Origin of the sequence: Dactylosporangium sp. NPDC049742, assembly GCF_040674675.1 — a bacterium.
GTDB lineage: Bacteria > Actinomycetota > Actinomycetes > Mycobacteriales > Micromonosporaceae > Dactylosporangium > Dactylosporangium maewongense.
The window spans coordinates 104,810-131,322 of record NZ_JBFANF010000018.1 but is presented as its reverse complement, the minus strand read 5'-3'; the positions used below and the strand labels follow the sequence as shown (position 1 = coordinate 131,322).

Here is a 26,513-nt window from a genome sequence, read left to right as displayed (position 1 = left end):
ATGAGGCACCGACTACGGCGCGCGCTCCCGATCGCGCTCGCCGTCGTCCTCGCCGGCGGGTCCGTGCCCACGGACGCCGTCGCCGAGAACGCACCGCCGCTGACCGGCGGCGCGCCCGTGCTCAACCTGAGCGACGGGCAGACCCTCGAACGGCGGGTCCGGGTCGAGGCCGAGCCGACCGTGGAGAACGACTCCGTCGTCGCGCTGACCGTCGACGGCAAGGCCGTCGGGGCCGCGCCGACGAAGGGCACCGCGCGCTTCGCGTTCGACATGGGCGGCAACGGTACCGAGGCCCGCTACCACAACTACATCACCGTCAACGACCACACCGCCGAGGCGGACCGGGTCTACTTCCCGGACATCCCCGGCGGCCGCAGCGGCTCCCTGGAGTTCCCCGGCGCCTGGCTGCACGCGGGCGTCAACACGGTCACTGTGCACGCCGGCGCGAACTGGGTCGACACCACCAACGCCAACGCGGTGGGCGTGGAGACGCTGCCGTTCGGCGAGGGCCTGCGCTGCCCGAACTACGACGACTTCCCGCTGAGCAGCCTCGCCCTCAGCCTGCTCGGCGTGGTCGCCGACGGCGAGCAGAACGCGTTCAGTTACAGCTTCGGCGACGGCACCTGCGGCAGCTCCAAGAACCTGCTGGTGAAGGACCTGACGTTCGTCGTCTCCGGCGAGCCCGGCTCGACCGCCGGCCTGGGCGTCGACCTCGACACCAGCACGCTGGACAACGGCGCCCACGCGGTCGTCGCGACTACAAGGTCCGGCGCCACCGCGCAGGCGCTCGTCGCCGTGAACAACGCGCCCGCCGGTGCGCCGAAGATCTCCCCGGCCGACGGCTCGCTCGTGCGCGGCACCCGGCCGGTCATCGCCGCGCTCGCCGGCGCGCCCGGCGTCGGCAGCGTGCAGTCGCTGGCCATCGACGGCAGCCCGGCCGAGAACGCGGAGTCCCTCGCGGCCGGCACCGCGACGCTCGCGCTGACCGTCGAGGCCGGCAACTCGGCCGAGGCGAAGTACCACAACCACCTGCTCGTCAACGGCAACCGGGTCGACCTCGGCGGCGACTACGGCGTCGCCGGCGCCGAGACCGCGACGCTCAAGGTGCCGCACCGGTACCTCAAGTCCGGCGACAACACCATCCTGCTCAAGACCGGCGACTACAACGGCACCCTCAGCGGCGCCACCTGCGCCAACCACGACGACTTCCGGGTCACCCGGGCGTCGGTGAGCCTCACGCTGGGCACGTCCGGGACGGTCACCGCCGGCCCGACGTACCTGGTCACCACCGCCACGAGCGGCGCGGTGACGAGGGAGGCGACGACCGCCGCCTCCCTCGCCCTGGGCGACGGCACCTGCGGCGCCAACAAGGAGGCCGAGTTCCACTTCGACGTGGCCGACGCCTCCACCACCCACACGGTCGACACGCTCGGCGCGGGCAACGACGCCCACCTGCGGGTGTTCGTCGGCGGCAACGGCGCCGACAGCGGCTTCGACAACGTCGTACGGATCAACGGCGTCCCGCTGAACCTCGGCATCTGGGAGAAGGAGGTCGCCGACCTCGCGTTCCCGAACGAGTGGCTCGTCCCCGGCGTCAACGTCGTCGAGTTCGTCGCCGGTAGCGACCACGGCAGCGCCAAGGCCGGCGGCTGCGACAACTACGACGACTTCACGCTGCGCGACTTCCAGCTCGTCCCGGCGGGCGCGAAGGCGACGCTGCTGAGCCGCGAGATCGCCGGGAACACCGTCACGATCGGCTCGGCGAGCTACCCGGCCGGCCAGCCGGTGACCGTGTACATCGGCGACGGCACCTGCGGCAGCAGCAGCAACGGCGTGCTCACCAAGACCGTCCTGTTCGACGTCACCGCCGAGAACGGCGGTGCGCTGCCCGCGCTCGGCCGGCGCGCCGACGTCGACACCACCAAGCTCGGCGACGGCGGGCACAGCATCACGGCCGTCGTCGGCGACAAGACCTCGACCCGGCGGTTCACCGTCGACAACACCGCGCCGGAGGTGGCCGACAGCGTGCCGGCCGAGGGCCAGCGGCTCACTTCGACCGTCGCGCTCGTGGTGCAGGTCAAGGACGCCTCCGGGGTCGCCGGCACGCCGGTGATCACGCTCGACGGCAAGGCCGTCGCGCAGGGCGCCCTGATCGGCCGAGGCCTGGCCGCCGGCGCGCACACGATCGCGGTCACCGTGGCCGACGTGCTCGGCAATACGGCCACCCGGGAGATCCACTTCACCAGCGCGAGCATCCCGGACGTGCCGTCCGAGCTGACCGCGACCGTCGGGGACCCCAACGCGCCCGGCGCCACGCTGTCGGCGAAGATCCCCGGACCGGCCGGCGTGCCGCTCACGGCGACCTTCACCAAGGCCGACCAGGTCCTGCCGAACGGCGGCTACCAGGGCACGGCGACGTCGGTGCCGACCACGCTCGACGTGGCCCACGACGCCGCGGTACAGCTGGCGTCGCTCCAGCCGCTCGACGGCCGGACGATCGACACGCCGTCCGGGCGTGACGTGGTGTTCCAGCGCTACGACCTGAGCGTCGGCACCGCGCAGGACCCCATCCTGCGGTGGGAGGGCAGCATCGACCCCGAGCGGGTCGTGGCGCTGCGCGTGTGGGACCCGGCGGCCAAGCGCTGGACGGTGCTCACCAGCTCCCGCGGGCAGGCCGGCCACACCACGGTGCTGGCCGCGCCGGTCGGCGCCGAGCACCGCGACGGCGGGACCGTCCACGTCCTGGTCACCGGCGAGGACCCCTTCGCCGACGACCTGTCGCCCCGCGACGCGACGGCGCAGCAGGACAAGGACCGCTTCGAGGACCCGGGCACGTACGACTTCGCGCTCGCGCACTTCACCGACACGCAGTACCTCAGTGAGGGCGCGGCCGGCGGCACCTACGACGACTGGGACGGCCGCGCCGAGCCCTCCGACGTGATGGCCGCCGAGGAGCAGGCGATCTGGGCTGCGGCGTACCGCAACACCACCCAGTGGATCGCCGACAACCGCGAGGGACGCAAGATCGCGTACACCGCGCACACCGGCGACATCATCGAGAACGACTACTACGACCCGCTCGCCAAGAACCCGGACGGCACGCTGCTGCGGCCCGGCCTCAACGAGCAGGTCGAGCGGGAGCTCGCGGCGGCGTCGGAGTACCAGAAGGTGCTCGACGACAACGGCGTGGTCAACCAGGTCATCGCCGGCAACCACGACGACCAGCTGGGCGCCGAGACCGGTCCGGACTCGCGGTTCAGCAAGACGTTCAGCGCCGGGCGCTACTACGGTGTCGCCAAGAGCTGGCCGGCGGGCACCGAGTACCACGCCTGGGACGAGCAGGTCGCGGCCGACGGCAGCGTCATCCCCGGCAAGGACAACCAGAACAACTACGTGCTGTTCTCCGCCGGCGGCCTGGACTTCGTCGCGGTCGGCCTGTCCTACGGCGTGACGCCGCAGGAGGCCAGGTGGGCCGACTCGGTGTTCAAGCGGTACAAGGACCGCAACGGCATCCTGCTGTCGCACGACTACCTGAAGCCGTCGGTCAACCCGGACGGCCGCGGCGCGGACTTCTCGGCGCCGGACGGCTCGCCGCTCTACAAGCAGGTCGTCGAGGCCAACCCGAACGTCTTCCTGGTGCTGGCCGGCCACGAGCACGGCGTCGGCACCAACGTGAAGTCGAAGGTCGGCGTCACGGTCACCCACGACGTCGTGGAGCTGCTGGCGGACTACCAGTTCTACACGGTGTCCGCCGGTGACCTGTGGCCCGGACGGGTCGACGCGAACGGCAACATCGACGTCAACGGCGACGGCACGGTGGACCACAAGGCCACCGACCGCCTCCAGTTCGGCGCGAGCTTCCTGCGCCTGCTGCAGTTCGACGTCGACCGGGCCGAGGTGCACATCGACACGTACTCGCCGTTCCTGAACAACTTCGGGGCGACCGAGTACGACATCCGGGCCGACGGCAGCCAGACGAAGCCGCGGTACAACGGGGCCGAGGACAACCTGACCCTGCCGGTCGACCTCACCACCCGCAAGACGTCGTTCGCCACCGACTCCCTCGCGCTGTACGTGCCGGGCGGCACGATCGCGCAGCAGGAGGTCACGGCGAACGGGACCGCGACGGTCGCCTGGTCCGGGCTCGCGCCGGCCACGTCGTACGGCTGGATCGTCTCGGCGACGAGCGCCGACGGCGGCGCGGCGGTGGCCCAGCCGGCGGTCTTCCGCACGGTCAAGGCCAAGCCGCAGGTGACGGCGACGGCCGCGCCGGTCGACTGGGGCACCGCGGCGAAGGTGGACGTCACCGTGGCCGCCGGCGGCCTGCCGGTCACCGGCAAGGTCGAGCTGCGCGAGGGCACGACGCCGCGCGGTACCGCGGAACTCGCCGCGGGCAAGGCGAGCTTCACCCTGCCGGCCGGCCTGCCCGGCGGCGTCCACAACCTGACCGCGGCCTACCTCGGCACCGACGGCTACGAGCCGGCCGAGGCCGGCGTCGCGGTGACGGTGAACCTGCCGCCGGCCTGGGTCGCGACCACGCAGTACAAGTTCAACGCCCGGGTCACCTACCAGGGCAAGGTGTACCAGGCGGCCTGGGCGACGCAGAACCAGAAGCCCGGCGACCCGAACGGCCCGTGGCAGGAGATCGCCATGGCCGAGGACGGCGCCGCGCTGTGGACGGCGTCGCGGATCTTCAACAACGGCGAGTACGCCACGTACCAGGGCAAGCAGTGGCGTGCCATGTGGTGGACCCGCAACCAGGCACCGGGCGACCCGAACGGCCCGTGGGAGGAGATCGCCCCGCCGCCGCCGGGTGGCGGCCCGGCGGCGTGGGCACCGACGCGGGTCTACAACGCCGGTGACCGGGTGACGTACCAGAACCACGTGTACGAGGCGAAGTGGTACACCCGCAACCAGAAGCCGGGCGACAAGAACGGCCCCTGGAAGCTGGTCAGCTAGATCAGCCAGGCAGTCCTGCTGCTGGTGCCGTCCCTGATGCCGGGCGCACCAGCAGCAGGACCCGTTGTATTCGGCTGCGTGGTGTCGAACGTGACGTTGTTGAAGGCCGCCTTGTGCCACGTCGCGGACTGGCTCTTCGGACCGGCGGGCAGGGTGATGTCGTTGAGGCGGAAAGTGCGTCCCCGCACCTGCCAGGACGATGACCTTCACCTCGTCGTCGGCGGCTGCACGGTAGAACGCGTCGTCGAGGGCATAGGTCATCGCCGAGTTCTGCGCGTTGCGGTACTCCGGCCGGTTCATCGTCACGACGGCCACCGGCCCCCGCGTCTCGTATCGGACGACCTCCACGGCTTCGTCGTGCGGGGCCACGCCGTTGGTCTCGCTCGTCTGGATCTCCATCTCGCCCCGGGGTCGGGTGTACATCGTGAGGGTCATGGGCCGCCGGTGAGGCACTGTCGAGTGCCTGCGGGGCAAATGGTCAGGACGCGGGGCGCACGCCTGTCAGTCCGACACCGAGGTCCTCCGGCAGAGCCGCCCGATGCCAGGCGGAGCTGCCCCACGACGACTCCAGAGCCCACGACCGCTTGAGGAACAGCTGCAGGTCGTACTCGGTCGTGTACCCGATTGCGCCGTGACACTGCAAAGCGGCCCGGCCCACGACGTGCGCCGCCTCAGACGCCAACGCCTTGGCCGTCGCCAGTGAGCGCAGCTGGCCCGGGACGCCCGCGGCCAGCTCGTACCCCGCCCTCGCCACCACCGGCGCGGCGAACTCCATCTGCAGCAGCGCCGTAGCAAGCTGGTGCTTGACCGCTTGGAAACTGCCGATCGGCACCCCGAATTGCTCTCTGGTGCGCAGGTGCTCGACCGAAAGGGCGAGCATCCGTCGAGACAGCCCGATGAGCTTGGCCGAGGCCGCCAGCACTCCCCGCTCCCATGCCAGCCTCACAACCTGCGGGTCGTCCACGGTCGCCACGAGCCGCGCGTCCGCGTGCTCGGTCAGGTCCAGCTCGAAGTCCACCGATGGCACCGCCGAGGCCGTCGCCTCGGACAGGTCGAAGACCTCGATGCGTCCGGTACCGCCGAAGCCGCCGCTCAGCACGAGGTCGACACCGGAACCGAACGCGACCCGCCCGGTCACCGCAGGGTCGGCACCGACCTCAAGGGACCCCTCAACAAGCCTCGCCAGCAGGTCCGGGGCGCCCGCGGCGAGCACCGCCGGAGCGACCGCCAGGGCCGCCTGGAGCGGCAGCGGGGCAACGGCATACCCGATCTGCTCGAAGACCGACACGAGATAGTTCTCGTCCAGGCCCAGCCCGCCGTCGTCCTCGGACACGAGCAGCCCCGCCACACCGAGGCCGGCCAGGCCCTCGGCGAGCGAGACCACCTGCGCCGACCCGGCTCCGGCGCGCACTGTCTCCGGCGGGCACTGGTCGGTGAGCACCTCACGGACGACCGCCTCGAGCTCACGCTGCTCGTCACTCGGCGCGAAACGCAAGCCTGGTCACCTCCTCGGCAGACCGAGCAGGCGCTCGGCGATGATGTTGCGCTGGATCTCGTTGGTGCCCGCATAGATCGGGCCCGACAGCGAGAACTGGTAGCCGCGGGTCCAGGATCCGTCGATGAGCGCGTCTGGACCGAGCAGTTCCAGCGCCGTCTCGTGCAACGCGATGTCCAGCTCGGACCAGAAGACCTTGTTGAGGCTCGAACGCGCACCGACCTGGCGACCCTCGACGATGTCGGTGACCTGCGCGAGCGTGAACTGCTGGTGGGCGTGCGCCTGCATCCACGAGCGTGCCACACGGTCGCGGAGCAGATCGGTCGCCGCCCCGGCCCGCTCGCCCGCGAGCGCCACGAGCGCGTCGGCCGCCTTGAGGAAACGCCCCGGTGAGCGCAGCGTCAGGCCCCGCTCCGACCCGGTCGTCGCCATCGCGACCGACCAGCCCTGGTGGACGCCGCCAAGAAGTGCCGAGTCCGGTACGAACGCGTCCTCGAAGAACACGTCGGCGAAGCCCTCATCACCGTCGAGCCGGTCGAACCCGCGCACCGTCACCCCCGGGGCATCCAGCGGCACAAGGAAGTACGTCAGCCCCCGATGCCGCTCGGCCTGCGGGTCGGTGCGGAACAACCCGAACAGGTGGGTGCAGAACGCGCCCCGGGTCGACCAGGTTTCTGCCCGCTCAGGCGCCACCCGCCGGCCTGCTCGTCGCGCACCGCCCGGGATCGGATCCCCGCCAGGTCGCTGCCCGCGCCTGGCTCCGACCAGCCCTGGGCCCACAGGTCCTGCGCCGCCGCCATCCGCGGCAGCAGCTCGTCCTGCTACTGCTTGGTGCCGAACTCGAAGATCGTCGGGGCCAGCAGGAAGATGCCGTTCTGCGTCACCCGCTGCGGCGCACCGGCCCGGTAGTACTCCTCCTCGAAGATGAGCCACTGCCATATCGACGCCTCGCGGCCGCCGTACTCCTTGGGCCACGACACGACCGACCACCGGTCCGCGTGCAGCGCCCGCTCCCACGCCAGGTGCGCGGCGAAGCCCTCCGCGGTGTCCCCCGAGGGCAGCGGCTGCCGCGGCACGTTCGCCGCCAGCCAGTTCCGGGCCTCCGCCCGGAACTGCTCGTCCTGCGCCGACCAGGTCAGGTCCATCTCAGCCCTGCCCCGTCTCGGCGGCGCCCGCTGGCGCCGTGTCACGGTAGTAGCGTAGTTGCGTGCGGGCCACCGTGCGCAGGTGCACCTCATCCGGGCCGTCGGCGATGCCGAGGATCCGGGCGCTGGCCCACATCCGGGCGATCGGGAAGTCGTCGGTGACCCCGCCGCCGCCATGTGCCTGGATCGAACGGTCCAGCACGTTGCGGGCGACCCGCGGCGCGACGACCTTGATCGCGGCGATCTCGGTCGCGGCGTCCTTGGCCCCGCCCCGATCAATGAGCCACGCCGTCTTCAGCACGAGCAGGCGGGCCTGCTCGATCTCCATGCGGGACTCGGCGATCCAATTGCGGATCACGCCCTGCTCGGAGAGCGGGCCGCCGAACGCCTCGCGGGCCATCGTCCGGCGCACCATGAGCTCGAGGCCCCGCTCGGCCATGCCGAGGCAGCGCATCGCGTGGTGGATGCGGCCCGGGCCGAGGCGGGCCTGGGCGATCGCGAAACCGTCGCCCTCAGCGCCGAGCAGGCTCGTCACCGGCACCCGCACGTCGTCGAACCGGATCTCGCAGTGACCGTGCTGGTCGTGGTAGCCGAAGATCGGCAGCGAACGCACGATCGTCACCCCGGGGGTGGCGACCGGCACGAGCACCATGGACTGCTGCCGGTAGACGGCCGTCTCCGGGTCCGTCTTGCCCATCAGCACGAGGATGTCGCAGCGCGGGTCCGCCGCGCCGGTCGTCCACCACTTGCGTCCGTTGATGACGTACTCGTCTCCGTCGCGCACGATCGAGGTGGAGATGTTCCGTGCGTCGGAGGAGGCCACGTCCGGCTCGGTCATCGCAAAGCCGGAGCGCATCGTGCCCTCGAGCAGCGGTGTGAGCCACTGCTGCTTCTGCTCGGGCGTGCCGAACATGTGCAACAGCTCCATATTGCCCGTGTCCGGCGCGGCACAGTTGAGCGCCTCGGGGGCGAGGTAGGGCGAGCGTCCGGTCTCCTCGGCGAGGTATGCGTACTCGACGTTCGTGAGGCCCGACAGATCAGGCAGGAAGAGGTTCCACAGACCTAGCCTGCGCGCCGTGTCCTTCAGCGCTTCGACGACCGGCGGCAGGACGTGGGACACGCCCCCGTTCACGCGGGCCGCGGCACCGAGCTCGGCGGCGTACACCTTCTCGGCTGGGTAGACATGCTCGGCCATGAACGTGCGCAACGTCGCGAGCAACTCGCTCGAGCGCGGGCCGGGGCCGAGGTCCATCTGGGTCAGGTCGGTCGCGTCAGCCACCGTCACTCCTTGCCTGAGTTCACACGGAGGGCGATCTTGCCGCGAGCGCCACGGTTCATCACCGTGGCGAGCGCGCGGGCAGCCTCCTCGAGCGGGAAGACTTCGCTGACGTGTGGCCTCAGCCGGCCAGCGGCGACCCACTCGAGCAGCGTCGTCATGTTCGCGGCGTTCGCCTCCGGGTTGCGCTTGGCCCAGGCGCCCCAAAGGACCCCCAGCACCGCACCCTCGGTGAGCAACAGCCGGTTGAACTTGACCTGCGGGATCTCGCCCGCCGCGTAGCCGACGGTGAGGAACCTCCCAGCCCACGAGAGGGTACGCAGCGCCGCGGTGGCGGCGTCGCCACCGACGGGGTCGTAGACGACGTCGGCACCGGCGCCGCTGGTCAGCTCGCGCACCATCGCCGTCATGTCGTCGTAGCCGATGGCGTGGTCGGCCCCGTGCGCCAGGCACAGCTCACGCTTGTCCTCGCTCGAGGCGGCCGCGATCACGGTCGCGCCGAGGGCCTTGCCGATCTGCACGGCGGTGAGGCCGACGCCGCCGGAGGCGCCGAGCACAAGCAGTGTCTCGCCGGTTGCGAGGCCGGCCCGGTCGACGAGCCCGTGATAGGACGTGCCGTAGACGACGGGGATCGTGCTTGCCTCGACGAGGTCGATGCCCTCGGGCAACCGGTGGACCATACGGGCGTCGACGAGCGCCTGCGCGGCGTAGCCGCCGATGCCACAGAAGCCGATGACGCGGGTGCCGACGGGCGGGCCGGTCACCCCGTCGCCGAGCGCCGCGACCGTGCCGGCGACCTCACAGCCGGGCACGAACGGCAGCTCCGGCTTGGTCTGGTAGGTGCCGGCGACGATAAGGCCGTCGGGAAAGTTCACCCCGGCGCCGACGACGTCGACGAGCACCTGCCCGGGGCCGGGCTGCGGCTGCGGCCCGTCCGTCACCGTGAGCACCTCGGGATCCCCGAGCTTACGGACCACCATCGAACGCACGGCTCAGCCCTCGCTGCCCGAGCGCGCCGCCTTGTCGGTGCCGGCGAACTCGTCGCGGATCCGGTCGGCGACCCCGGTGAGGTTCAGCTCGAACGTGAAGCCCTGCTCGAAGCGGTAGCTGCGGTTGACGTCCCACAGGTCGATGCCGTTGAGCGAGGCCTTCGCGGCCCGGATGACGGTGGGGTTCTTCGCGGCGATCTGGGTCGCGACCGCGAGCGCCGCCTCGCGCAACTGCTCGCGGGGTACGATGCTGTGGACCGTGCCGTACGCGTGCAACTCCTGGGCGGTGGCCGTGGCCGAGGTGTAGACCATGGCGCGCATCCGGTGTTGCGGCACTATCCGGGACAGGTGGGTCGCGGCACCGAGGGCGCCGCGGTCGACCTCGGGCAGGCCGAAGGTGGCGTCGTCGGAGGCGACGATGACATCGGAGTTGCCGACCAGCCCGATGCCGCCCCCGAGGCAGAAGCCGTTGACGGCGGTGACGACCGGGACGGGGCACTCGTAGACGGCCTTGAACGCGGCGTAACAGCCGCGGTTGGCGCCGAGCAGCGCGGTGAATCCGTCGGTGTGCTGCATCTCCTTGATGTCGACGCCGGCGTTGAAGCCGCGGCCCTCGGCGCGCAGCACGACGACCCGCACCGACTCGTCGGCGCCGGCGGCGTCGAGGGCGGAGGCGAGTGCGAACCAGCCGGCCACGGGCAGCGCGTTCACCGGTGGGTTGTCCACGACGATCTCGGCGATGCCGTCGGTGTGGATGGTCGTCGTCACGGACGGGTGGGTGGTGGGGGTCATCCCTGCTCCTCGGTAGTCCCGGGCTGCTCGCTGGTCTCGGGTGTCGCGCCCGCGAAGGGTGGCGTCAATGCCTAGGGCGGCCTGTTGCACAAGGGGGCCGCCGCAGCCGGCCATCCCTGATGGAAAAGGTCCTAGGGCAGCACGAACGTCGCCCATACGGTGACGGCCGTGTCGCCGGTCTGACGCCGGCAGGTCAGCTCGACGTCGACGCGGCCCTCACGACCGTCCTCGCCGTCGAGCACGTAGGTGCGCAGTGGAGCACCCTCGAGCGTGAGGGTGTCGCCCGGCCACACCTGGGCCAGGAACCGGATGCGGAAGTCCCGCACGTTGGGGCCGCCGAGCCAGTCGGTGGCGAAGGTGCCGAGCAGGCTCGCCTGCCACATGCCCACCGAGAAGGGGCTCGGGAACCCGGCGGCCGTGGCGAAGACCTCGTCGTGGTGGATCGGGTTCATGTCGCCCGAGGCGCCCTGGTAGCGGACGAAGTCGGTGCGGGTCACCGGGCCGTAGGTGCGCGCCGGAGGGGTCGCCGGGACGGGCAGGCCGGCCTCGGGCGGGCCGGGCCGGGCGGTGGAGGTCGTGTCGCTCACGCGGAGGCTCCGTCCTGTGTCGTGCCCTCGGTGTCCGGCGGGCGGGCCGTCTCGACACCGGTGAGCTTGGCCTGGGCGACGAGACGCCCGGTCTCGTCGCGGAAGTCGGTGTACATCACGGCGAAGGTCATCTCACCGCCGCGGCGACCCACCTTGGTGTAGATCTCGCCGATGCGCGACTGGCAGGTGAGCCTGGTCCCGGCGCGAGGCGGCTCGCCGAAGAAGGTGTACTGCTGCTCGGCGTGCAGGCCGCGCTGCTGGTCGAGGTCAACCGCGGACCACGGGTTGGAGTCCTCGTCCTGCCAGAAGAAGGTCGTCGTGAGGAACGTCGGCTGCACGACCGGGTGCTCCTCCTGCAGGTAGGCCGCGTCGGCCGCCCCGGTGGCAAGCGCGAATTCGCGGATCTTGCCGCGCTCGACGTCGAGCCGGAAGGGGGCGCCGGTGACGCCCTGCGCGTCGGGATTGGCCACGACGAGCTCCTTTCGTTGGTCAGGTGCGCGCTGGCGGCACCGCCGGCGCGCGCCGGGTCGTCACGGGTGCTGGCTCGAGACGGACACGACCTCGCCGGTCATGTACGACGAGTAGTCACTGGCGAGGAAGACGATGACGTTGGCGATCTCCCACGGCGTCGCCGCCCGGCCGAAGGCCTCCTGGGCCGAGAGCTGGGCGAGCAGCTCGTCACTGGTCACCTTGGCCAGGTGGGCGTGCATCGCGATACTCGGGGACACCGCGTTGACCCGGATGCCGTGCTCGGCGACGTCGAGGGCCGAGCACCGGGTCAGCGCCATGACGCCGGCCTTCGCCGCGGCATAGTGCGCCTGCCCCTTCTGCGCGCGCCAGCCGATGACGGATGCGTTGTTGACGATGACCCCCTTGCCCGCCGGGATCATGTGCCGCAGCACCGACCGGGTCGCCTTGAACGTCGAGGTCAGGGTCACCGACAGGACGGAGTCCCACTGCTCGTCGGTCATGTCCTGCACGGCCGCGGTGCCGCCGAGGCCGGCGTTGTTGACCAGCACGTCGATGCCGCCGAACTCGGCGGCGACGGTGTCCATGAGGTGGTCGAGCTGGGCCTGGTCGGTGACGTCGCAGGGCACCGCGAGCGGCCGGTGCCCGGTGAGACGCTCGATCTCGTCGGCCGACTCGGTGAGGCGGCGCTCGTGACGGTCGCTGACGGCGACCCGCGCGCCTTCCTCGGCGGCGCGGCGGGCCGTCGAGAAGCCGATGCCGGTGCCAGCCGCGGCGGTGACGAGCACCGAGCGCCCGGAGAGCAGCCTGTGGGCGGGGCCGGCCCAGTCGGCGGTGGTGTGACCGGTGTCAGCCACGGGTGGCCATCTCCTTTGCGATCTCCTCGACGCTCCAGCGGGCGCCCTTGTCGACGGTCCAGTCGTAGCTCCATGGCGCGAAACGGCGGATCTCGCCACCCTTGGCGTAGTACACCTCGCCGGTCACCGGCGCGGCGGCGGTGAGCAGCCAGGCGACGAGCGGGGAGACGTTGCCCGGGTGGTAGACGTCGAACGCGCCCGCGTCGGCCGGGGCGGCGACCATTTCCCCGATGCCGGGCAGGTCCTGGGTCATCCGGGTGCGCGCGACCGGGACGATCGCGTTGACGCGTACGCCGTAGCGGCCGATCTCCTGGGCGAGGATGACGGTGAGGGCAGCGATGGCGGCCTTGCCCGCGCCGTAGTTCGTCTGCCCGACGGCGCCGATGAGTCCTGAGGTCGAGGAGACGTTGACGATCGAGGCGACCGGCTGGTTGCCGGCCTTGGACTCGGTGCGCCAGTGGTCGGCGAACACCCGGCACGGCGCGAACGTCGAGCGTAGTTGCCCACGGATCACGGCGTCCCAGTCGTCCTCGCTCATGTTGACGAACATCCGGTCCCGCAGGATGCCGGCGTTGTTGACGAGGCCGTCGACGCGCCCGTAGGTGTCGCGGGCGAGCGCGAGCAGCTCGCGGGCGCCCTCGGTGGTGGAGACGTCCGCGGTGCTGGCCAGCACCTGCCCGCCGGCGGCCGTGATCTCGGCGGCGACGGCCTCGACGACCGAGGGGTCGCTGCCGGTGCCGTCGGCGGCGGCGCCGGTGTCGGCGACGACGACCGAGGCACCCTCGGCGGCGGCGAGCAGCGCGTGCTCACGGCCGAGGCCCCGGCCGGCGCCGGTGATGACGACGACCCGTCCCTGCAGTGCTCCCATGACTAGTCCTCCTCGTGTGCGGCCGGGATCGACGCGACCGGCGCGGGCGCGCCGAGCCGGTCAAGGATCTGGGTGGCCTCGCCGATGATGCGGTCGATGAGCTCGGCGACGCTCGGGACGTCGTCGATGAGCCCGACGACCTGGCCGGTGGCCATGACACCGACGTCGGTCCTGCCCTCGAGCAGGGCCGACCGGTAGAGCATCGGAGCGTTGGCCGCCATGACGACCTGGCTCCACGTCAGGTCGTGGGCCTTGCGCATGGCCAGGCCCTCCCGGACCATGTCGCCCCACGGCGCGCCGGACAGCTTCCGGAAGGCGAAGGCGTTGCGCACCGCCCGCAGCAGCCGGCCGGGAGCGGAGGTGCGCTCCAGCGCCTCGACCGTGCCGGCCCGCAGCACGCGCTGCGGCACGCCGTCGACCTGCAGGGTCAGGACGGTGTCATTGACCGTCTTGGACAGGTAGACGTCCTTGACCGACGGCTGGACCGGCGAGTCGCTGGTGAGCAGGAAGCGGGTGCCCATGGCGATGCCCTCGGCGCCGTACGCGAGCGCGGCGACGAGGCCGCGGCCGTCGAAGAAGCCACCAGCGCCGATGACCGGGATGTCGACGGCGTCGACGACCTGGGGCAGCAGCAGGCTGGTGGGCACGCCGCCGGTGTGGCCACCACCCTCACCGCCCTGCACGATGACGGCGTCGGCGCCCCACGCGGCGACCTTCTCGGCGTGGCGGCGCGCGCCGATCGACGGGACGACGACGAGGCCGGCGTCCTTGCACTTGGCGATGAGCTCCTGCTTGGGGGCGAGCGCGAAGGAGGCAACCTTGACTCCGGCCGAGATGAGCAGGTCGATGCGCTTGACGACGTCGGGCTGGTCGGCGCGGATGTTGACGCCGAACGGCGCATCCGTGCCGGCCTGGATCTGGCTGACGGCCACGACGAGCTCGTCGTAGGACAGCAGGCCCGCCGCAAGGATGCCCAGCCCGCCGGCGTTGGCCGTCGCGGTGGTCAGGCGTACGTCGGAGACGTAGCCCATGCCGGTCTGGACGATCGGATACCGCACCCCGAACAGGTCGGTCGCCCGGGTGCGCAACGTCGGATGCGATCCCTGGCTCATGTGCGGATCTCGCGGTCGCGCAGCGAGCGGGGGTCGATGACCTCGCGGATGAGGCGCAGCTCCTCGGCGCTCGGCTCGCGGGTGGCCGGGACCTCGTCCTCGACGTGCACGTCACAGCCGGTCGCCGCACGGAACTCCTCGAGCGTGACACCGGGGTGCAGGCTGAGCAGGCGCATCGCGCCGTCTGGGCCGCCGAAGTCGAGGACCGCGAGGTTGGTGACGACACGGCGCAGGTCGTGGTACGTGCTCGCGGCCGGGCCGGCGGCGCGGGCGTTGTCGGTGCCGACGCCGGAGACCATGTCGACGGTCGGGACGAAGACGCGCGTGGAGTGGTTGGGCACCCAGTAGCTGGTCGGGTGGTAGACGCTGTTGCCAGGGGCGCCGCGCACGCCGATCAGCTGGGCCTTGGGCTTGGCGTAGTCGCCGATGGCCGAGATGTTGGTGTTGCCGTGCCCGTCGATCTGGCTCGGGATCATCATGACATGCCGCTTGCCGTGCCAGACGAGGTCGAAGATCGTGCGGAACGGGCTCCAGCCCTCGACGACGACACCCTCGGTGGCGTGCGGGTCCGCGCCGATCTGCCAGCTGCCGGAGACGAAGCGGGCCTCACCGTCGGTGAGCAGCAGGTCGGGGGCGACGGTGAGCCGGGCGAGGCGGACGCCGATGGCCGGGATCGTGCCGAAGGCACTGGCGATGAACTCACCGTCGCCGGCGAACGCCTCCGCCACGGCGACCGCGCAGTACTCGGCGCGAGTCACCGGCGCGCCGGCAGCGGCGGCGCTGCTCGCGGGCTGGTCTGCGGATTCGGTCACGGTGCTGCTCATGCGGCCTCCTCGGCTCGGGCGGTCACGGCCGCCTGGTAGTCATCCTCGGTACCGGACAGGTACCGCTTCTCGAAGGCGGCCCAGGCCTGCCGGTCGCCGGCGGCCTTGACGTACTCACGCTGGAAGGCCTCGTCGCGCTCGTAGTCGGGGGCGCAGGAGGTGAAGTGCGCGCCGTTGGGGGTCTCGACGACGCCGGTGACGAGCTGACGGTTGATCTTGATGGTCGCCGGGTGCACGGTGGCGCTGAGCTCGGCCGTGGGCACGATCCGCTCACAGGACATGAAGGCCTGTTCGGCGGCGAGGCAGTAGAGGTCGTCGAAGTACGGGTCGGGCCCGAGGAACTGGCCGTTGCCCTGGGCGTCGGCGCGGTTCATGTGGACGAGTGCCACGTCGAGGCGCAGCGACGGCATGGCCACGAGCTGCTCGGTGCCGTAGGGGTCCTGGACGAGCTTGAGGGTCGGGTTCTGCTTCATCACGTCCGACCCGAGCCCGGCGCGGGTCGGCAGGAAGGGCAGGCGGATACCGGCGGCGTACAGCCCCCACTGGAGCATGCCCTCGTCGTACTCGGCGACCTCGACGGCGCCCTGCTGCCGCGCGGCGCGGAAGTGCGGGTCGAGGGCGATGCTGTCGAGCGAGACGAAGCCGAAGACGACCTTCTTGACCTTGCCTGCGGCGCAGAGCAGGCCGACGTCCGGCCCGCCGTAGCTGACGACGGTCAGATCCTTGAGGTCGGAGCGCAAGATCTCGCGGACGAGGGCCATGGGCTTGCGCCGCGAGCCCCACCCCCCGATGCCGACGGTCATCCCGGATTCGAGCCGCGAGACGACATCGCGGGTGGTCAGAGTCTTGTCGGCCATATGTCCCTCGTCGTTCCGTCTGTCGGGGCACTGCTCCAGCGCGGTGGCGAGCGGTGCGAGAGGTGAGTCACGTGCCGGACATCCGCAGTCGATACCGGCGAAGCAAGCGCTTGGTTGGTAGGTTAACAGCCGGCAGGAAAGGGTCAAGGCCCTGAGACGAAGGAGGATGCAACGATGGACACGGTCGTGTGCGAGCGCGTCGACGCGGTGGGTGTCATCAGGATCAACCGGCCACGGGTGCGCAACGCCCTCGACCCCGATACCCTCCTGGCGATGACCGACGCCCTGCTCGGGTACGACGCGGACCCGGGCGTGCGCACGGTCGTGCTGACCGGCACCGGCGAGCTGTCCTTCAGCGCCGGGATGGACCTGCGCGCCGCAGCCGAGGGGCGCCTGGTCGACGTGGCCCGCTCCCCGCTGACGCTGCTGCGCGGCGGTTACCGCAAGCCGGTCATCGCCGCGGTGAACGGGCCCGCCGTCGGCGGTGGTTTCGAACTCGCCCTCGCCTGCGACCTCGTCGTCGCGGCCGAGCACGCCTACTTCGCACTACCCGAGGTGGGGCGCGGCATCGCCGCCTCCGAGGGCGGCACCGACCTGCCGCGTCGCCTGCCGCTCGCCGTCGCCCTTGAGATCGGGCTGACGGCCGAGCCGCTTCCGGCGGCCCGGGCCTATGAACTCGGCCTGGTCAACGCCGTGGTCCCCGCCGGCGAGGTCCTCCCGCGCGCGCTCACGCTCGGCGCCCGGATCGCGACCCACTCCCCAGCGGCGGTGCTGGCGACCAAGCGGCTCATGCACCTGAGCCTGGACACCCGCGAACACGACCTCGCCGCGGCCAACCGGATCGCGACCCTCGAGCTGCTCGCCGGCCCGGACGCCGCCGAAGGCGCGGCCGCGTTCGTTGCCAAGCGCCCGCCGCGGTGGGCGGACGTGCCCTGAACGTTCAGCGACGCGCCGCCGCGATCTGCTCGCGCATCCACGTGATCGAGCGGGTCACCGCCGGCTCGGCGCCCTCGGCCTCGATGGCCGGGCCGAGCAGCTCGACGTCGACGATGCCGAGGTAGCCGGCCCGCAGGACGGTCCCCAGCAGGTTCGCCATCGGCAGGTCAGCGTCCCCGGGCACCCACCGGTTCGGGAAGATCGAGGTGCCGACCCGGAAGTCGGACACCTGCAGGATCTCGATCTGCGCGACCCGCTCGCGGATCAGGTCGGTCAGGCCCCGCTCCTGCCAGCAGCAGTAGAGGTCGAGGCAGATGCCGATGCCGCAGAGGTCGGCCAGGGCGAAGGCGTCCCGCGCGGTGTGGGTGAAGCTGAGGTCACCTTTGACCGGCAGGGTGTTCTCCACGCCGAGGCGCACTCCGTGCTCGCGGGCGGTGGCCACGACCGGGGCGATCCGCTCGGCGAACCGGTCGGCCGCCTCCTCCCAGGTCAGGTGCGCCGACGGCCCCGACGTGAGGTAGACGAGGTCGGCCCCGAGCGTCCGGGCGTTGACGACGCCGGCCTGCAGCGCCGCGACCTGCCGCGCCCAGCCCGGCTCGTCGTCCGGGTGGGCGGTGAAGCCGTGAACGAGGTAGCCGAGCCGTACGTCGTGCTCGGCGAGCAGGTCCCCGAGGGCCGTCACGCCGAAGGCGGCGACCTTGCCGCACTGCAGGCCGACGAGGTCGGTGCCGGTGCGCCGGTACATCGCGATCTCCTCGGGCAGTGCCCAGGACATCGCGGCCATGCCGCTGACACAGGTCGGGTTGATCGTGGTGGACATCGGGCTCCTACCGGTTCGGGTGTCAGGCGTTCAGGTGTCGGGTCTGTCGAGGTGCACGGTACTCCCAAACCAACCAAGCGCTTGCTACGCTCGTTCGACAACGAGGAGGCGCTCCCATGACAGCAGCAGGCCAGGCGCAGACAGGTCCGGCCCCGAGCGGCACCACCCGGCCCGCCAGGCTCCCGGCGGGGGTCGACGCCTGGCTCAGCCGCGCCGTGCCCGAGCTGCAAGGGAACCTGCGGCACGAGCTCATCGCCGGGGGACGCTCCAACCTCACCTACCGGACCACCGACGCGGCCGGCCACGTCGTCGTGCTGCGACGCCCGCCGCTCGGGGACCACCCGGCCACCGCGCACGACGTGCTGCGCGAGGCGCGGATCCTGCGGGGCCTGCACGGCCACCTCCCGGTGCCGCGCGTGCTCGCCGTCGAGGAGACGGGCGAGGTGGCCGGCGCCCCTCTCGTCGTGCTCGAGCACCTCGACGGCACGGTCCTGCGCAGCCCCGCTGACGTCGAGCGGCACACCACCGAGGCCGACCGCGCGCGCATCGGCCCGACGCTGGTCGACGCCCTCGTGGCCCTGCACGGACTCGATCCGGACGTCATCGGACTCGGGGGTCTGGCCCATCGCCGTGACTACGTCACCCGCCAGCTCGGGCGCTGGCACGAGAACTGGCACCGGACCAGGATCCGCGACCTGCCCGATCTGCAGACCGCGCACGAGCACCTCGTGGCCACGGCTCCCGAGCAGTCCCGCTCGGGGATCGTGCACGGGGACTTCCGCCTCGACAACTGCATGCTCGACCGCCGGTGGCGGGTGCAGGGCGTGCTCGACTGGGAGCTGACCACGGTCGGGGACCCCTTGGCCGACGTCGGCCAGCTGCTCGTCTACTGGGCGCAGGCCGGCGACGCGGCGCGTGCGCTGCACGACCCGGCCACCGTCCTGCCCGGCTTCTCGACCCGCGACGAGCTGCTCGCCCGGTACTGCCTCGCCACCGGCACCGACGCGGCCCGGATCGACTACTTCGTCGCCTACAACTGGTGGAAGACCGCGTGCATCGTCGAGGGCGTGCACACCAGGGTCGCGCAGGGCGCGATGAGCGGTGGTGACCGCACCGCGGCATCGTTCGCCGAGCAGGCGGCCGCCCTCGCCGGCCGGGCCGCGACCCTCGCGGCAGCGCTGCGCCGGCGCTGACCCTCGCCCGGTCGCGTTCGTGACCGGGCACCTGTCCGGGTGGGCGCAGGGCTCACCCGACCAGCTTGAACTTCTGGATCTTCCCGCTCGGGGTTCGTGGCAGGGCCGGCAGGATGCTGAAGCTGCGGGGGCGCTTGAAGTTGGCCAGCCGGTCCCGGCACCACTGCCCGAGCTCGTCGACGAGCACCGACTCGTCCCCGCTCCAGTCGGTCACGGTCTGCACGAAGGCCCTGCCGACCTCGCCCATCCGCGCGTCGGGGACCCCGACGACGGCGACGTCGAAGACCGCGGGGTGCTCGCGCAGCACGCGCTCGACCTCGGCGGGGTAGACGTTGAAGCCCCCGTTCATGTAGACGTCCTTGATCCGGTCGGTGATGCGCAGGTAACCGTCCTCGTCGACCCAGCCGACGTCACCGGTGTGCAGCCAGCCGTCCTCGTCGATGACCTCCGCGGTGGCGACCGGGTCCTCGAAGTAGCCCAGCATCACGTTGTAGCCACGCACGAGGACCTCGCCGGCCTCACCGGCCGGCAGCGTCCGCCCGTCGGCACCGGCGATCCGCAGCTCGGTGCCCGGGATCGCCCGTCCGCAGCTGGTCGAGATCCGCTCGAGGTCGGCGTCGGGCGGGCACACGGTCGCGGTGCCGCACGTCTCGGTCAGGCCATAGGCGGTGATGACGTCGCGGAAGCCGAGCTCCTCGCGCATCCGGTGCAGCAGCGGCACCGGCACGACCGTCGCCCCGGTGACGGCCAGCCGCACCGAGCTGGTGTCGTAGGCGCCGAACTCCGGGTGTTCGAGCAGGGTGGTGTAGATGGTGGGCGCGCCGGGGAAGACGGTGACGCGTTCCTGCTCGATGAGGCGCAGCACGGTCTCGACGTCGAACACGGCGACCGGGAAGATCGTCGCGCGCATCAGGAGGCAGGCGAGGATGCCGGCCCGGTATCCGAAGCTGTGGAAGAACGGGTTGACCATGAGATAGCGGTCGCCGCGCCGCAGCCCGACCAGCCGGGCCCACTGCAGGTCGACGCGCAGGTTCGAGGCGTGCGAGACCATCGCACCCTTGGGGTAGCCGGTGGTGCCTGAGGTGAACAGGATGTCGGCCACGCCCTCGGGGTCGATGGCGGCGATCCGTCCGTCGATGACGCCGGGGTCGATCCGGTCGGCCGGCGCGGTGAAGTCGGCCAGGGACAACACGCCGTCACCGGCCTGCTCGCGGCCGGCGGCGGCGGACAGGTCGACAACGGTGCGCACCGAGGGCAGCGACGGCACGGGGTGCCCGGCGGCCGGTGGTGGCCCGTCGCCACGCAGCGTGGCCAGGTAGTTGGCGTCCAGGAAGGTGTCGTCGAGGATGACCATCGTGGCCCGGACCTTGGCGATGGCGTGCCGCGCCTCCTCCCCGCGGAAGCGGGTGTTGACGGGGCAGAGCACGCCCCCGGCGGCCAGTACGCCGAGGGCGCTGATGACCCAGTCGGCGCTGTTCGGGGCCCAGATGACGATGCGGTCCCCGGGCTCGAGACCGTGCGCGACCGCGGCCCTGGCGAACCGGGTGACGGCCGCGTCGAGCTCGGCGAACGTCATGCGCACGGCACCGTCGACAAGGGCCTCGACCTCCGCGGCGTCCTGCGCGGCCTGCCGCAGCAGGACGGGGATCGTGGTCAACACGCCACTCACGCACATCTCCTCACGCTGAGCCGGCACTCGTCAGGAACGGATCGTAGCCGACCAACCAAGCGCTTGCTAGACTCATCGCGGCAATGCCGGCCACGCCGCCGGCAAGGCGCCCAGACCCGACCGATCCGACGTCCGGCTCCTGCCCGCAGACGATGTGAGGGTGGCGGCCAGGCCAACGTCACGATCATTGAGAGGCTCCGATGACCCAGTCCCCCACCATGCCCGCGACGCACGGGGGCGTCGACCTGACCGGCCAGGTCGCCATCGTCACCGGAGGCACCCGTGGCATCGGTGCCGAGATCACCCGCGCCTTCCTCAAGGCAGGGGCGCAGGTGCTCGTGTGCGGCCGCAGCGAGCCCGAGCACCTGCCCGAGGCCGACGGACGCACGCCCGTCTTCGTCCAGTCCGACGTGCGGGACCCGGAGCAGGCCAAGGCCCTCGTCGCCGCGGCGGTGGACCGGTTCGGCCGGCTGGACATCCTGGTCAACAACGCCGGTGGCGCGCCGAGCGCCGACACCGCGACGGTCTCCCCGCGCTTCGTCTCGGCGATCGTCACGCTCAACCTGCTCGCTCCGTTCTACGTCGCCCAGCCCGCCAACGAGGTCATGCAGCGTCAGGGCGGCGGGACGATCATCAACATCGGCTCGGTCGCCGGTTCCAACCCGGCCCCGGACACCGCCGCGTACGCCGCCGCCAAGGCGGGCCTGACGATGCTGACCCAGTGCCTCGGCATCGACTTCGCGCCGGCCGTGCGGGTCAACCAGGTGACGGTGGGTCTCGTGCAGACCGAATTGTCGCACCTCTACTACGGCGACGAGGCGGGACAGCACCGCGTGGCCCGGACGATCCCCATGCAGCGGATGGCCACCCCGGCCGACGTCGCCGCGGCCTGCCTGTTGCTCGCCTCGCCGCTGGCCGGCTACATCACCGGCACGGAGATCGTCGTCGCCGGTGGCGGTGAGATCCCGTCGCGTCACCTGGCCGCCCAGCCGCCCGGCACCGGTCCGCTCGGCTGAGCCCGCAGGGCAGGCACGACCGAGGGGGTCCGCGCGTCGGTGCGGACCCCCTCGGTCGTGCGCTGCTGCCTGCCGTAGACGTCGGCGGCCGGCTCAGAGCCCGGCGAGCGCCGCCACCTCGGCGCGAACCGCCGACGGGGAACCGGCCAGCAGCTGGGCCGACTTCCCGCGCTTGAAGAACAGATGCGCGTCGTGCTCGAAGGTGAACCCGATGCCGCCGTGCAACTGGATCGCCTCGGCTGCCACGGTCATCAGCGTGTCGGTGCACACGAGCTTGGCCAGTGCCGCGTCGTGCGAGCGGGTGGCGGCGCCGGTGCGCAGCGTTGTGACCAGGTGGTCGGCCGTGGCCCTCGCTCCGGCGACCGCGACGGCGAGGTCGGCACAGCGGTGCTTGAGGGCCTGGAACGACCCGATCGGGCGGCCGAACTGCTCGCGGACCTTGAGGTACTCGACGGTGAGGTCGAGGCAGGCGCGGGCGGCGGCGGCCGACTCCAGTGCGAGCATGGCGCGCACGTGGTCGAGCAGCACCCGGGCGCCCTCGCCGCCGGGGGCATCGACCCGGGTGGTGGCGGCCCCGCGGAGGTGCACCGTGCTCAGCCGCCGGGTCTGGTCGAGCGTCATGTGCGTCTGCACCTCCACCCCGTCGGCGGCCCGGTCCACGGCGTAGACGCCCAGTTCACCGCCCGCGTCCCGAGCGGTGACGAGGACGACCTGGGCGGCTTCGACCCCGACGGCGAGGGTCTTGGTCCCGGTGAGCGCCCACTCGTCGCCGGTGCCGCCGGCGCGGGTGGCGGTCTGTTCGAGGTCCCAACCCGTGCCGTCCTCGGCGATGGCAATGGCCAGGGTCAGCTGCTCGTCCACGACGCGCGCCAGCAGGGGCCCGGCGCTTGCGCCGATGGCCCGGGCGGCGAGGATCGCGGTGAGGCTCGTCGCGAGCGCACCGGGCACGAGCCGGGCCCCGAGCTCCTCGATGACGGCGGTCCCGGCGGCCACATCGGCGCCGAGCCCGCCGAGGTGCTCCGGCACGACGAGTCCGAGCAGGTCCAGCTCAGCCGCGAGCAGCTCATGCAGCTGCGGGTCGTGGCCCGGCGCCCCGACCATGACCTCGTGGGTACGGCGCAGGTCTGCCTGCTCGTCGAGGATCTCGGCGACGGAGGCGCGGATCTGGGCCAGTTCCTCGGCCACCGGCTGAGGGTCGGCGTTCACTTCGGGCATCGTGCTCACCTCATCGCGGCAGGCCGAGCAGGCGCTCGGCGATGATGTTGCGCTGGATCTCGTTGGAGCCGCCGTAGATCGTGTTGGCGCGGCTGAAGAGGAAATGGGTCTGGGCGTCGTCCAGCTCGTACGCAGGCCCGGTGAGCAGCGCCCCGGCCCCCTCGACGTCGACCGCGAGCTCGCCGAGCGAGCGGTTCCACGTCGCCCACTGCAGCTTGGAGATCGACGCCTCCAGGCCGGACAGCCCCTCACCGGCGGACGCCAGCAGCAGCACCGCGGAGTGCCGCATCACCTGCAGCCCGATGTAGGCGTCGACGAGGCGGTCCCGCAGCGCCGGGTCCTGCCAGGCGCCGTTGTCGTGGGCCCGGGCGATGACGGCGTCGAGCCGCTGGCGGAAGCCGATCTGCTGGCCGAGGGTGGACACGCCGCGCTCGAAGCCCAGGGTGCCCATGGCGACCTTCCAGCCCGCGCCCTCGGCGCCGACGCGGTGCTCGGCGGCGGCGACGGCTCCGTCGAAGAAGACCTCGTTGAACTCGCTCGTGCCGGTCAGCTGGGTGATCGTGCGCACCGTGATGCCGGGCTGGTCCATCGGCACGAGCAGGTAGGACAGGCCCGCATGGCGGGTCGAGTCGGGGTCGGTGCGGCAAAGAACGAAGCACCAGTCGGCCAGGTGCGCGAGCGAGGTCCACACCTTCTGCCCGGTGATGACGTAGGTGTCGCCCTGTCGCTCGGCGCGGGTGCGGACCCCGGCGAGGTCCGAGCCGGCGCCGGGCTCGGAGTAACCCTGGCACCAGATGTCCGCGCCGCTGGTGATGCCGGGCAGGAACCGCGCCTTCTGCTCCGGCGTGCCGAAGGCGAGCAGGGTCGGGCCGAGCAGCTGCTCGGACATGTGCCCGAGCCGGCCGGGGGCGCCGGCGCGGGCGTACTCCTCGTGGAAGATGACCTGCTGGGCCAGGGTCGCCGGGCGTCCGCCGTACTCGCTGGGCCAGCCGAGACCGATCCAGCCGGCCCTGCCCAGGTGACGCTCCCACTCGCGGCGCAACTCGTGCGCCTCGTGCTCGCGCCCCTCGCCGCCGGTGCCGACGGCCTCGGCGAACGGCCCGGTGAGGGCCTCGTGGAGCCAGCCGCGGATCTCGGCCCGGAACTGCTCGTCGCTCACCGGTACCCCGGTGGCCCGCGCCGCCGCCGAACCCATGTCAGGCGCCGTAGACGGGGGTCGGCGGCTCGGAGCGGGCGATGAGGTCCGCGATCGCGCCGGTGAGCTCCTCCGGCTCCCACCGCTCACCCTTGGTGGCGGCCAGCCCGTGGCGCCAGCCGTCGGCGAGCGAGACCTCACCGCCGGCGGCCTCGAAGACGGCGCCGGTCACGGCCCGCGCGGCGTCGGAACCGAGCCAGACCACGAGTGGGGAGACGTTGGCCGGGTCCATCGCGTCGAATCCCGTCTCGGGGGCGGCCATCGCCTCGGCGAAGACGGCCTCGGTCATCGGGGTGCGGGCCGAGGGGGCGATCGCGTTGACCACGATGCCGTAGCGGGCCCACTCGGCGGCCGCGATCTGGGTCAGGGCGGCGATCCCGGCCTTGGCGGCGCCGTAGTTGCCCTGCCCGACGCTGCCCATGAGCCCGGCGCCGGAGGACGTGTTGACGACGCGCGCGGCGACCTGGCGGCCGGCCTTGGCCTCGTCCCGCCAGTGGGCGGCGGCGTGGCGCATCGGCACGAAGTGGCCCTTGAGGTCGACCTGCAGGACGAGGTCCCACTCCTGCTCGCTCATGTTGACCAGCATCCGGTCGCGGTTGATGCCGGCGTTGTTCACGAGGGTGTGCAGCCCGCCGAAGGTCTCGACGGCCTCGCGCACGAGGCGCTCACCGTAGGACCAGTCGCTGACGTCGCCGGTGCTGACGACCGCTCGGGCGCCGGACGCGAGGATCTCGTCGACGACGGCCTGGGCCGCCGCCCGGTTGCTGTCGATGTCGTTGACGACGACGTCGGCGCCCTGCCGGGCGAACTCGAGGGCATGGGCCCGGCCCAGTCCCTGTCCGGCACCGGTCACGATCACCGTGCGTCCTGCGCAGAAGCCGCCCACCACACGTCCTTTCACTCGAGGTGCGGCCAGACAACCACACCCGCACTGGTGATGCAAGCAAGCGCTTGGTAGGGTGCGGAAAACGACCAGAAGGACGGCGATGACGTGGGAATGTTCTCGGCACTGCGATTCCGAGACTTCCGCTTCGTGCTCCTGACCCTGGTGCTGTCGCAGGGCGGCTACTGGGGCTGCAACATCGCCTTCCAGTCGGTGCTCTCCGAGGTCGACGGCACCCCGGCGACGATGGGCGCACTCTTCTTCTGCCTGCTCGTGCCGTACACCCTCTTCTCCATCCCGGCCGGGGTGCTCGCCGACGCCTTCGACCGGCGGCGGCTGCAGATCGGTGTGCTCCTGGCGGTCAGCGTCCTGGCCGGGGTCTGCGCGGCGACGGTCGCGGCCGAGATCGCCGACCTGCCCGTGCTGCTCGGGCTCGCCTTCCTCGCCGGCACCGGGATCAGCTTCCTGTCGCCGGTGACCCAGGCCCTCGTGGCCAACACCGTCCCGGCCGAGGCGCTCGGCACCGCCGTCCCGCTCCAGGCTGCCGGGCTCAACCTCGCCCGCTCCATCGGCCCTGCCGTCGCCGGGCTGATCCTCGTGGCCTGGGGGGCGCTCGGCACGTTCATGATGTACGCCACGCTCAGCCTCGCCTCGGTCGCGGCCGCGTTCGCCATCCGGACCCGTCGCGTCCCGCCGGCCGTCCCGGTGGTCCGGGAGAGCCTGACCGCGCAGGTCAGCGCCGGCATCCGGCACGCCCTGCAGCGGCCACCGGCCGCCCTCTGCCTGACCATCGTCGGGGTGAACGCGTTCTTCGGGTGCGCCTTCACGACCCAGCTCGCCGTCCGGGCGGCCTCGACCTCGGACCACCCGGACAAGGTCTTCCCCATGCTCGTGGCCCTGACCGGGCTGGGCTCGCTCATGGGGGTCCTCGTCGTCGCCCGGCTCTCCAAGCGCATCGCGACCGTGCGGCACGCCGCGATCATCCTCGGCCTGCTCGCCGTCAGCACCGCACTGCTCGGCACGGCGCCGACAGTGCCCCTGCTCGCGGGGGCCGCGCTGCTGTGCGGCGCGTTCAGCATCGGCACCATGGTGACCCTGCAGACGATCGTCCAGCGGGTCGTCGACGACGCGCAGCGCGGCCGGGCGATGAGCCTCTACTTCCTCGGCTGGGGCGGTATGCCGTTCGGTGCCCTCCTGCTCGGCGGGCTGAGCACGTGGTTCGGCTCCGCGACCGCCTTCCTGCTGTACGCCGCCGCGTGCCTGGCCATGGCGGCCGCGGTGCTCGTACGGTTGCGCCGCCGCGGGGACAGCGACCCCGTGCCCGCGACATGACCGACCTCCCCCGTTGTCCACCGCT

22 protein-coding genes and 2 pseudogenes are annotated in these 26,513 nt (G+C 71.9%); 5 read left to right on the top strand and 19 right to left on the bottom strand.

From position 1 onward, the window contains the following. Positions 1-4,959, top strand: coding sequence for a carbohydrate-binding protein (locus AB0J72_RS23340; RefSeq protein ID WP_363401920.1), 4,959 nt, complete (start codon positions 1-3; stop codon positions 4,957-4,959). Here the strand turns inward: AB0J72_RS23340 and AB0J72_RS23335 are convergent. The 14 genes and pseudogenes from AB0J72_RS23335 to AB0J72_RS23270 all read right to left on the bottom strand — a co-directional run bounded on the left by AB0J72_RS23335 (position 4,956) and on the right by AB0J72_RS23270 (position 16,229). Next, positions 4,956-5,147, bottom strand: coding sequence for a hypothetical protein (locus AB0J72_RS23335; RefSeq protein WP_363401918.1), 192 nt, complete (start codon positions 5,145-5,147; stop codon positions 4,956-4,958). The genes AB0J72_RS23340 and AB0J72_RS23335 overlap by 4 nt on opposite strands. Then, positions 5,131-5,358: pseudogene (locus tag AB0J72_RS23330) on the bottom strand (enoyl-CoA hydratase-related protein); the annotation flags it as partial. The gene AB0J72_RS23335 and the pseudogene AB0J72_RS23330, both read right to left, overlap by 17 nt. 79 nt (positions 5,359-5,437) lie before the next feature. Next, positions 5,438-6,454: an acyl-CoA dehydrogenase gene (locus AB0J72_RS23325; RefSeq protein ID WP_363401916.1), complete on the bottom strand. Its 1,017-nt coding sequence runs from the start codon at positions 6,452-6,454 to the stop codon at positions 5,438-5,440. 6 nt (positions 6,455-6,460) lie between these two features. After that, positions 6,461-7,599: pseudogene (locus tag AB0J72_RS23320) on the bottom strand (acyl-CoA dehydrogenase family protein). Between the two features lies 1 nt (position 7,600). After that, entirely contained in the window at positions 7,601-8,851 is a 1,251-nt protein-coding gene (locus tag AB0J72_RS23315; protein ID WP_363401981.1) for an acyl-CoA dehydrogenase family protein, read from the bottom strand. A 29-nt stretch (positions 8,852-8,880) separates the two neighbouring features. Beyond that, positions 8,881-9,855 (bottom strand): NADPH:quinone oxidoreductase family protein, encoded by a 975-nt coding sequence (locus tag AB0J72_RS23310; RefSeq protein ID WP_344510812.1) that lies wholly within the window; start codon positions 9,853-9,855, stop codon positions 8,881-8,883. Positions 9,856-9,867: 12 nt separating this feature from the next. Next, positions 9,868-10,656, bottom strand: coding sequence for an enoyl-CoA hydratase family protein (locus tag AB0J72_RS23305; RefSeq protein WP_363401914.1), 789 nt, complete (start codon positions 10,654-10,656; stop codon positions 9,868-9,870). A 131-nt stretch (positions 10,657-10,787) separates the two neighbouring features. Continuing rightward, entirely contained in the window at positions 10,788-11,243 is a 456-nt protein-coding gene (locus AB0J72_RS23300; protein ID WP_344510816.1) for a MaoC/PaaZ C-terminal domain-containing protein, read from the bottom strand. Beyond that, entirely contained in the window at positions 11,240-11,713 is a 474-nt protein-coding gene (locus AB0J72_RS23295; protein WP_344510818.1) for a MaoC family dehydratase N-terminal domain-containing protein, read from the bottom strand. Before AB0J72_RS23295 ends, AB0J72_RS23300 begins: the two co-directional genes overlap by 4 nt. A gap of 60 nt (positions 11,714-11,773) precedes the next feature. Then, on the bottom strand, positions 11,774-12,568 hold the full coding sequence (locus tag AB0J72_RS23290; RefSeq protein ID WP_344510820.1) for an SDR family oxidoreductase: 795 nt from the start codon (positions 12,566-12,568) through the stop codon (positions 11,774-11,776). Continuing rightward, a complete protein-coding gene (locus AB0J72_RS23285) occupies positions 12,561-13,436 on the bottom strand; it encodes an SDR family NAD(P)-dependent oxidoreductase (RefSeq protein ID WP_363401912.1) in 876 nt (291 codons plus the stop codon). The genes AB0J72_RS23290 and AB0J72_RS23285 overlap by 8 nt, the downstream gene beginning before the upstream one ends. A 2-nt stretch (positions 13,437-13,438) precedes the next feature. After that, a complete protein-coding gene (locus tag AB0J72_RS23280) occupies positions 13,439-14,548 on the bottom strand; it encodes a nitronate monooxygenase (RefSeq protein WP_363401910.1) in 1,110 nt (369 codons plus the stop codon). Further along, on the bottom strand, positions 14,545-15,372 hold the full coding sequence (locus AB0J72_RS23275) for a CoA-transferase (RefSeq protein ID WP_344510826.1): 828 nt from the start codon (positions 15,370-15,372) through the stop codon (positions 14,545-14,547). Before AB0J72_RS23275 ends, AB0J72_RS23280 begins: the two co-directional genes overlap by 4 nt. Further along, a complete protein-coding gene (locus AB0J72_RS23270; RefSeq protein WP_360565132.1) occupies positions 15,369-16,229 on the bottom strand; it encodes a CoA-transferase in 861 nt (286 codons plus the stop codon). The genes AB0J72_RS23275 and AB0J72_RS23270 overlap by 4 nt, the downstream gene beginning before the upstream one ends. Positions 16,230-16,403: 174 nt before the next feature. On the opposite strand from AB0J72_RS23270, the gene AB0J72_RS23265 reads away from it, so the two are divergent. Next, positions 16,404-17,165 (top strand): enoyl-CoA hydratase-related protein, encoded by a 762-nt coding sequence (locus tag AB0J72_RS23265; protein WP_363401907.1) that lies wholly within the window; start codon positions 16,404-16,406, stop codon positions 17,163-17,165. Between the two features lie 4 nt (positions 17,166-17,169). Here AB0J72_RS23265 and AB0J72_RS23260 read toward each other — a convergent pair whose 3' ends face one another. After that, entirely contained in the window at positions 17,170-17,985 is an 816-nt protein-coding gene (locus tag AB0J72_RS23260; RefSeq protein ID WP_363401905.1) for a sugar phosphate isomerase/epimerase family protein, read from the bottom strand. Between the two features lie 116 nt (positions 17,986-18,101). On the opposite strand from AB0J72_RS23260, the gene AB0J72_RS23255 reads away from it, so the two are divergent. Further along, positions 18,102-19,178 carry a phosphotransferase family protein gene (locus tag AB0J72_RS23255; RefSeq protein WP_363401903.1) on the top strand — a complete coding sequence of 359 codons (1,077 nt, stop codon included), beginning with the start codon at positions 18,102-18,104 and terminating at the stop codon, positions 19,176-19,178. A gap of 52 nt (positions 19,179-19,230) precedes the next feature. On the opposite strand, the gene AB0J72_RS23250 is transcribed toward AB0J72_RS23255, so the two are convergent. Continuing rightward, complete coding sequence (locus AB0J72_RS23250; protein WP_363401901.1) at positions 19,231-20,847, bottom strand: AMP-binding protein; 1,617 nt, start codon at positions 20,845-20,847, stop codon at positions 19,231-19,233. A gap of 200 nt (positions 20,848-21,047) precedes the next feature. On the opposite strand from AB0J72_RS23250, the gene AB0J72_RS23245 reads away from it, so the two are divergent. Further along, entirely contained in the window at positions 21,048-21,863 is an 816-nt protein-coding gene (locus AB0J72_RS23245) for an SDR family oxidoreductase (RefSeq protein ID WP_363401900.1), read from the top strand. Positions 21,864-21,956: 93 nt separating this feature from the next. On the opposite strand, the gene AB0J72_RS23240 is transcribed toward AB0J72_RS23245, so the two are convergent. Genes AB0J72_RS23240 through AB0J72_RS23230 form a run of 3 tightly spaced genes read right to left on the bottom strand, consistent with a single transcriptional unit; the run spans position 21,957 to position 25,159 of the window. Further along, on the bottom strand, positions 21,957-23,078 hold the full coding sequence (locus AB0J72_RS23240; RefSeq protein ID WP_363401898.1) for an acyl-CoA dehydrogenase: 1,122 nt from the start codon (positions 23,076-23,078) through the stop codon (positions 21,957-21,959). 10 nt (positions 23,079-23,088) lie between these two features. Next, the gene (locus AB0J72_RS23235; RefSeq protein WP_363401979.1) at positions 23,089-24,237 is read right to left on the bottom strand and encodes an acyl-CoA dehydrogenase family protein; all 1,149 of its coding nucleotides are present in this window, start codon (positions 24,235-24,237) and stop codon (positions 23,089-23,091) included. A 37-nt stretch (positions 24,238-24,274) separates the two neighbouring features. Next, a complete protein-coding gene (locus AB0J72_RS23230; protein ID WP_363401896.1) occupies positions 24,275-25,159 on the bottom strand; it encodes an SDR family oxidoreductase in 885 nt (294 codons plus the stop codon). Positions 25,160-25,270: 111 nt separating this feature from the next. Between AB0J72_RS23230 and AB0J72_RS23225 the strand changes: the two genes are divergently transcribed. Beyond that, positions 25,271-26,488, top strand: a complete 1,218-nt coding sequence (locus AB0J72_RS23225; protein ID WP_363401977.1) for an MFS transporter — start codon at positions 25,271-25,273, stop codon at positions 26,486-26,488. The last annotated feature ends 25 nt before the right edge of the window (positions 26,489-26,513 follow it).

Excerpts from the sequence above, each read along its gene's own strand:
- AB0J72_RS23340 (WP_363401920.1), top strand. The coding sequence starts at position 1 with ATGAGGCACCGACTACGGCGCGCGCTCCCGATCGCGCTCGCCGTCGTC.
- AB0J72_RS23315 (WP_363401981.1), bottom strand. The coding sequence starts at position 8,851 with ATGGACCTCGGCCCCGGCCCGCGCTCGAGCGAGTTGCTCGCGACGTTG.
- AB0J72_RS23310 (WP_344510812.1), bottom strand. The coding sequence starts at position 9,855 with ATGGTGGTCCGTAAGCTCGGGGATCCCGAGGTGCTCACGGTGACGGAC.
- AB0J72_RS23305 (WP_363401914.1), bottom strand. The coding sequence starts at position 10,656 with ATGACCCCCACCACCCACCCGTCCGTGACGACGACCATCCACACCGAC.
- AB0J72_RS23285 (WP_363401912.1), bottom strand. The coding sequence starts at position 13,436 with ATGGGAGCACTGCAGGGACGGGTCGTCGTCATCACCGGCGCCGGCCGG.
- AB0J72_RS23280 (WP_363401910.1), bottom strand. The coding sequence starts at position 14,548 with ATGAGCCAGGGATCGCATCCGACGTTGCGCACCCGGGCGACCGACCTG.
- AB0J72_RS23275 (WP_344510826.1), bottom strand. The coding sequence starts at position 15,372 with ATGAGCAGCACCGTGACCGAATCCGCAGACCAGCCCGCGAGCAGCGCC.
- AB0J72_RS23270 (WP_360565132.1), bottom strand. The coding sequence starts at position 16,229 with ATGGCCGACAAGACTCTGACCACCCGCGATGTCGTCTCGCGGCTCGAA.
- AB0J72_RS23265 (WP_363401907.1), top strand. The coding sequence starts at position 16,404 with ATGGACACGGTCGTGTGCGAGCGCGTCGACGCGGTGGGTGTCATCAGG.
- AB0J72_RS23260 (WP_363401905.1), bottom strand. The coding sequence starts at position 17,985 with ATGTCCACCACGATCAACCCGACCTGTGTCAGCGGCATGGCCGCGATG.
- AB0J72_RS23255 (WP_363401903.1), top strand. The coding sequence starts at position 18,102 with ATGACAGCAGCAGGCCAGGCGCAGACAGGTCCGGCCCCGAGCGGCACC.
- AB0J72_RS23245 (WP_363401900.1), top strand. The coding sequence starts at position 21,048 with ATGACCCAGTCCCCCACCATGCCCGCGACGCACGGGGGCGTCGACCTG.
- AB0J72_RS23240 (WP_363401898.1), bottom strand. The coding sequence starts at position 23,078 with ATGCCCGAAGTGAACGCCGACCCTCAGCCGGTGGCCGAGGAACTGGCC.
- AB0J72_RS23225 (WP_363401977.1), top strand. The coding sequence starts at position 25,271 with ATGTTCTCGGCACTGCGATTCCGAGACTTCCGCTTCGTGCTCCTGACC.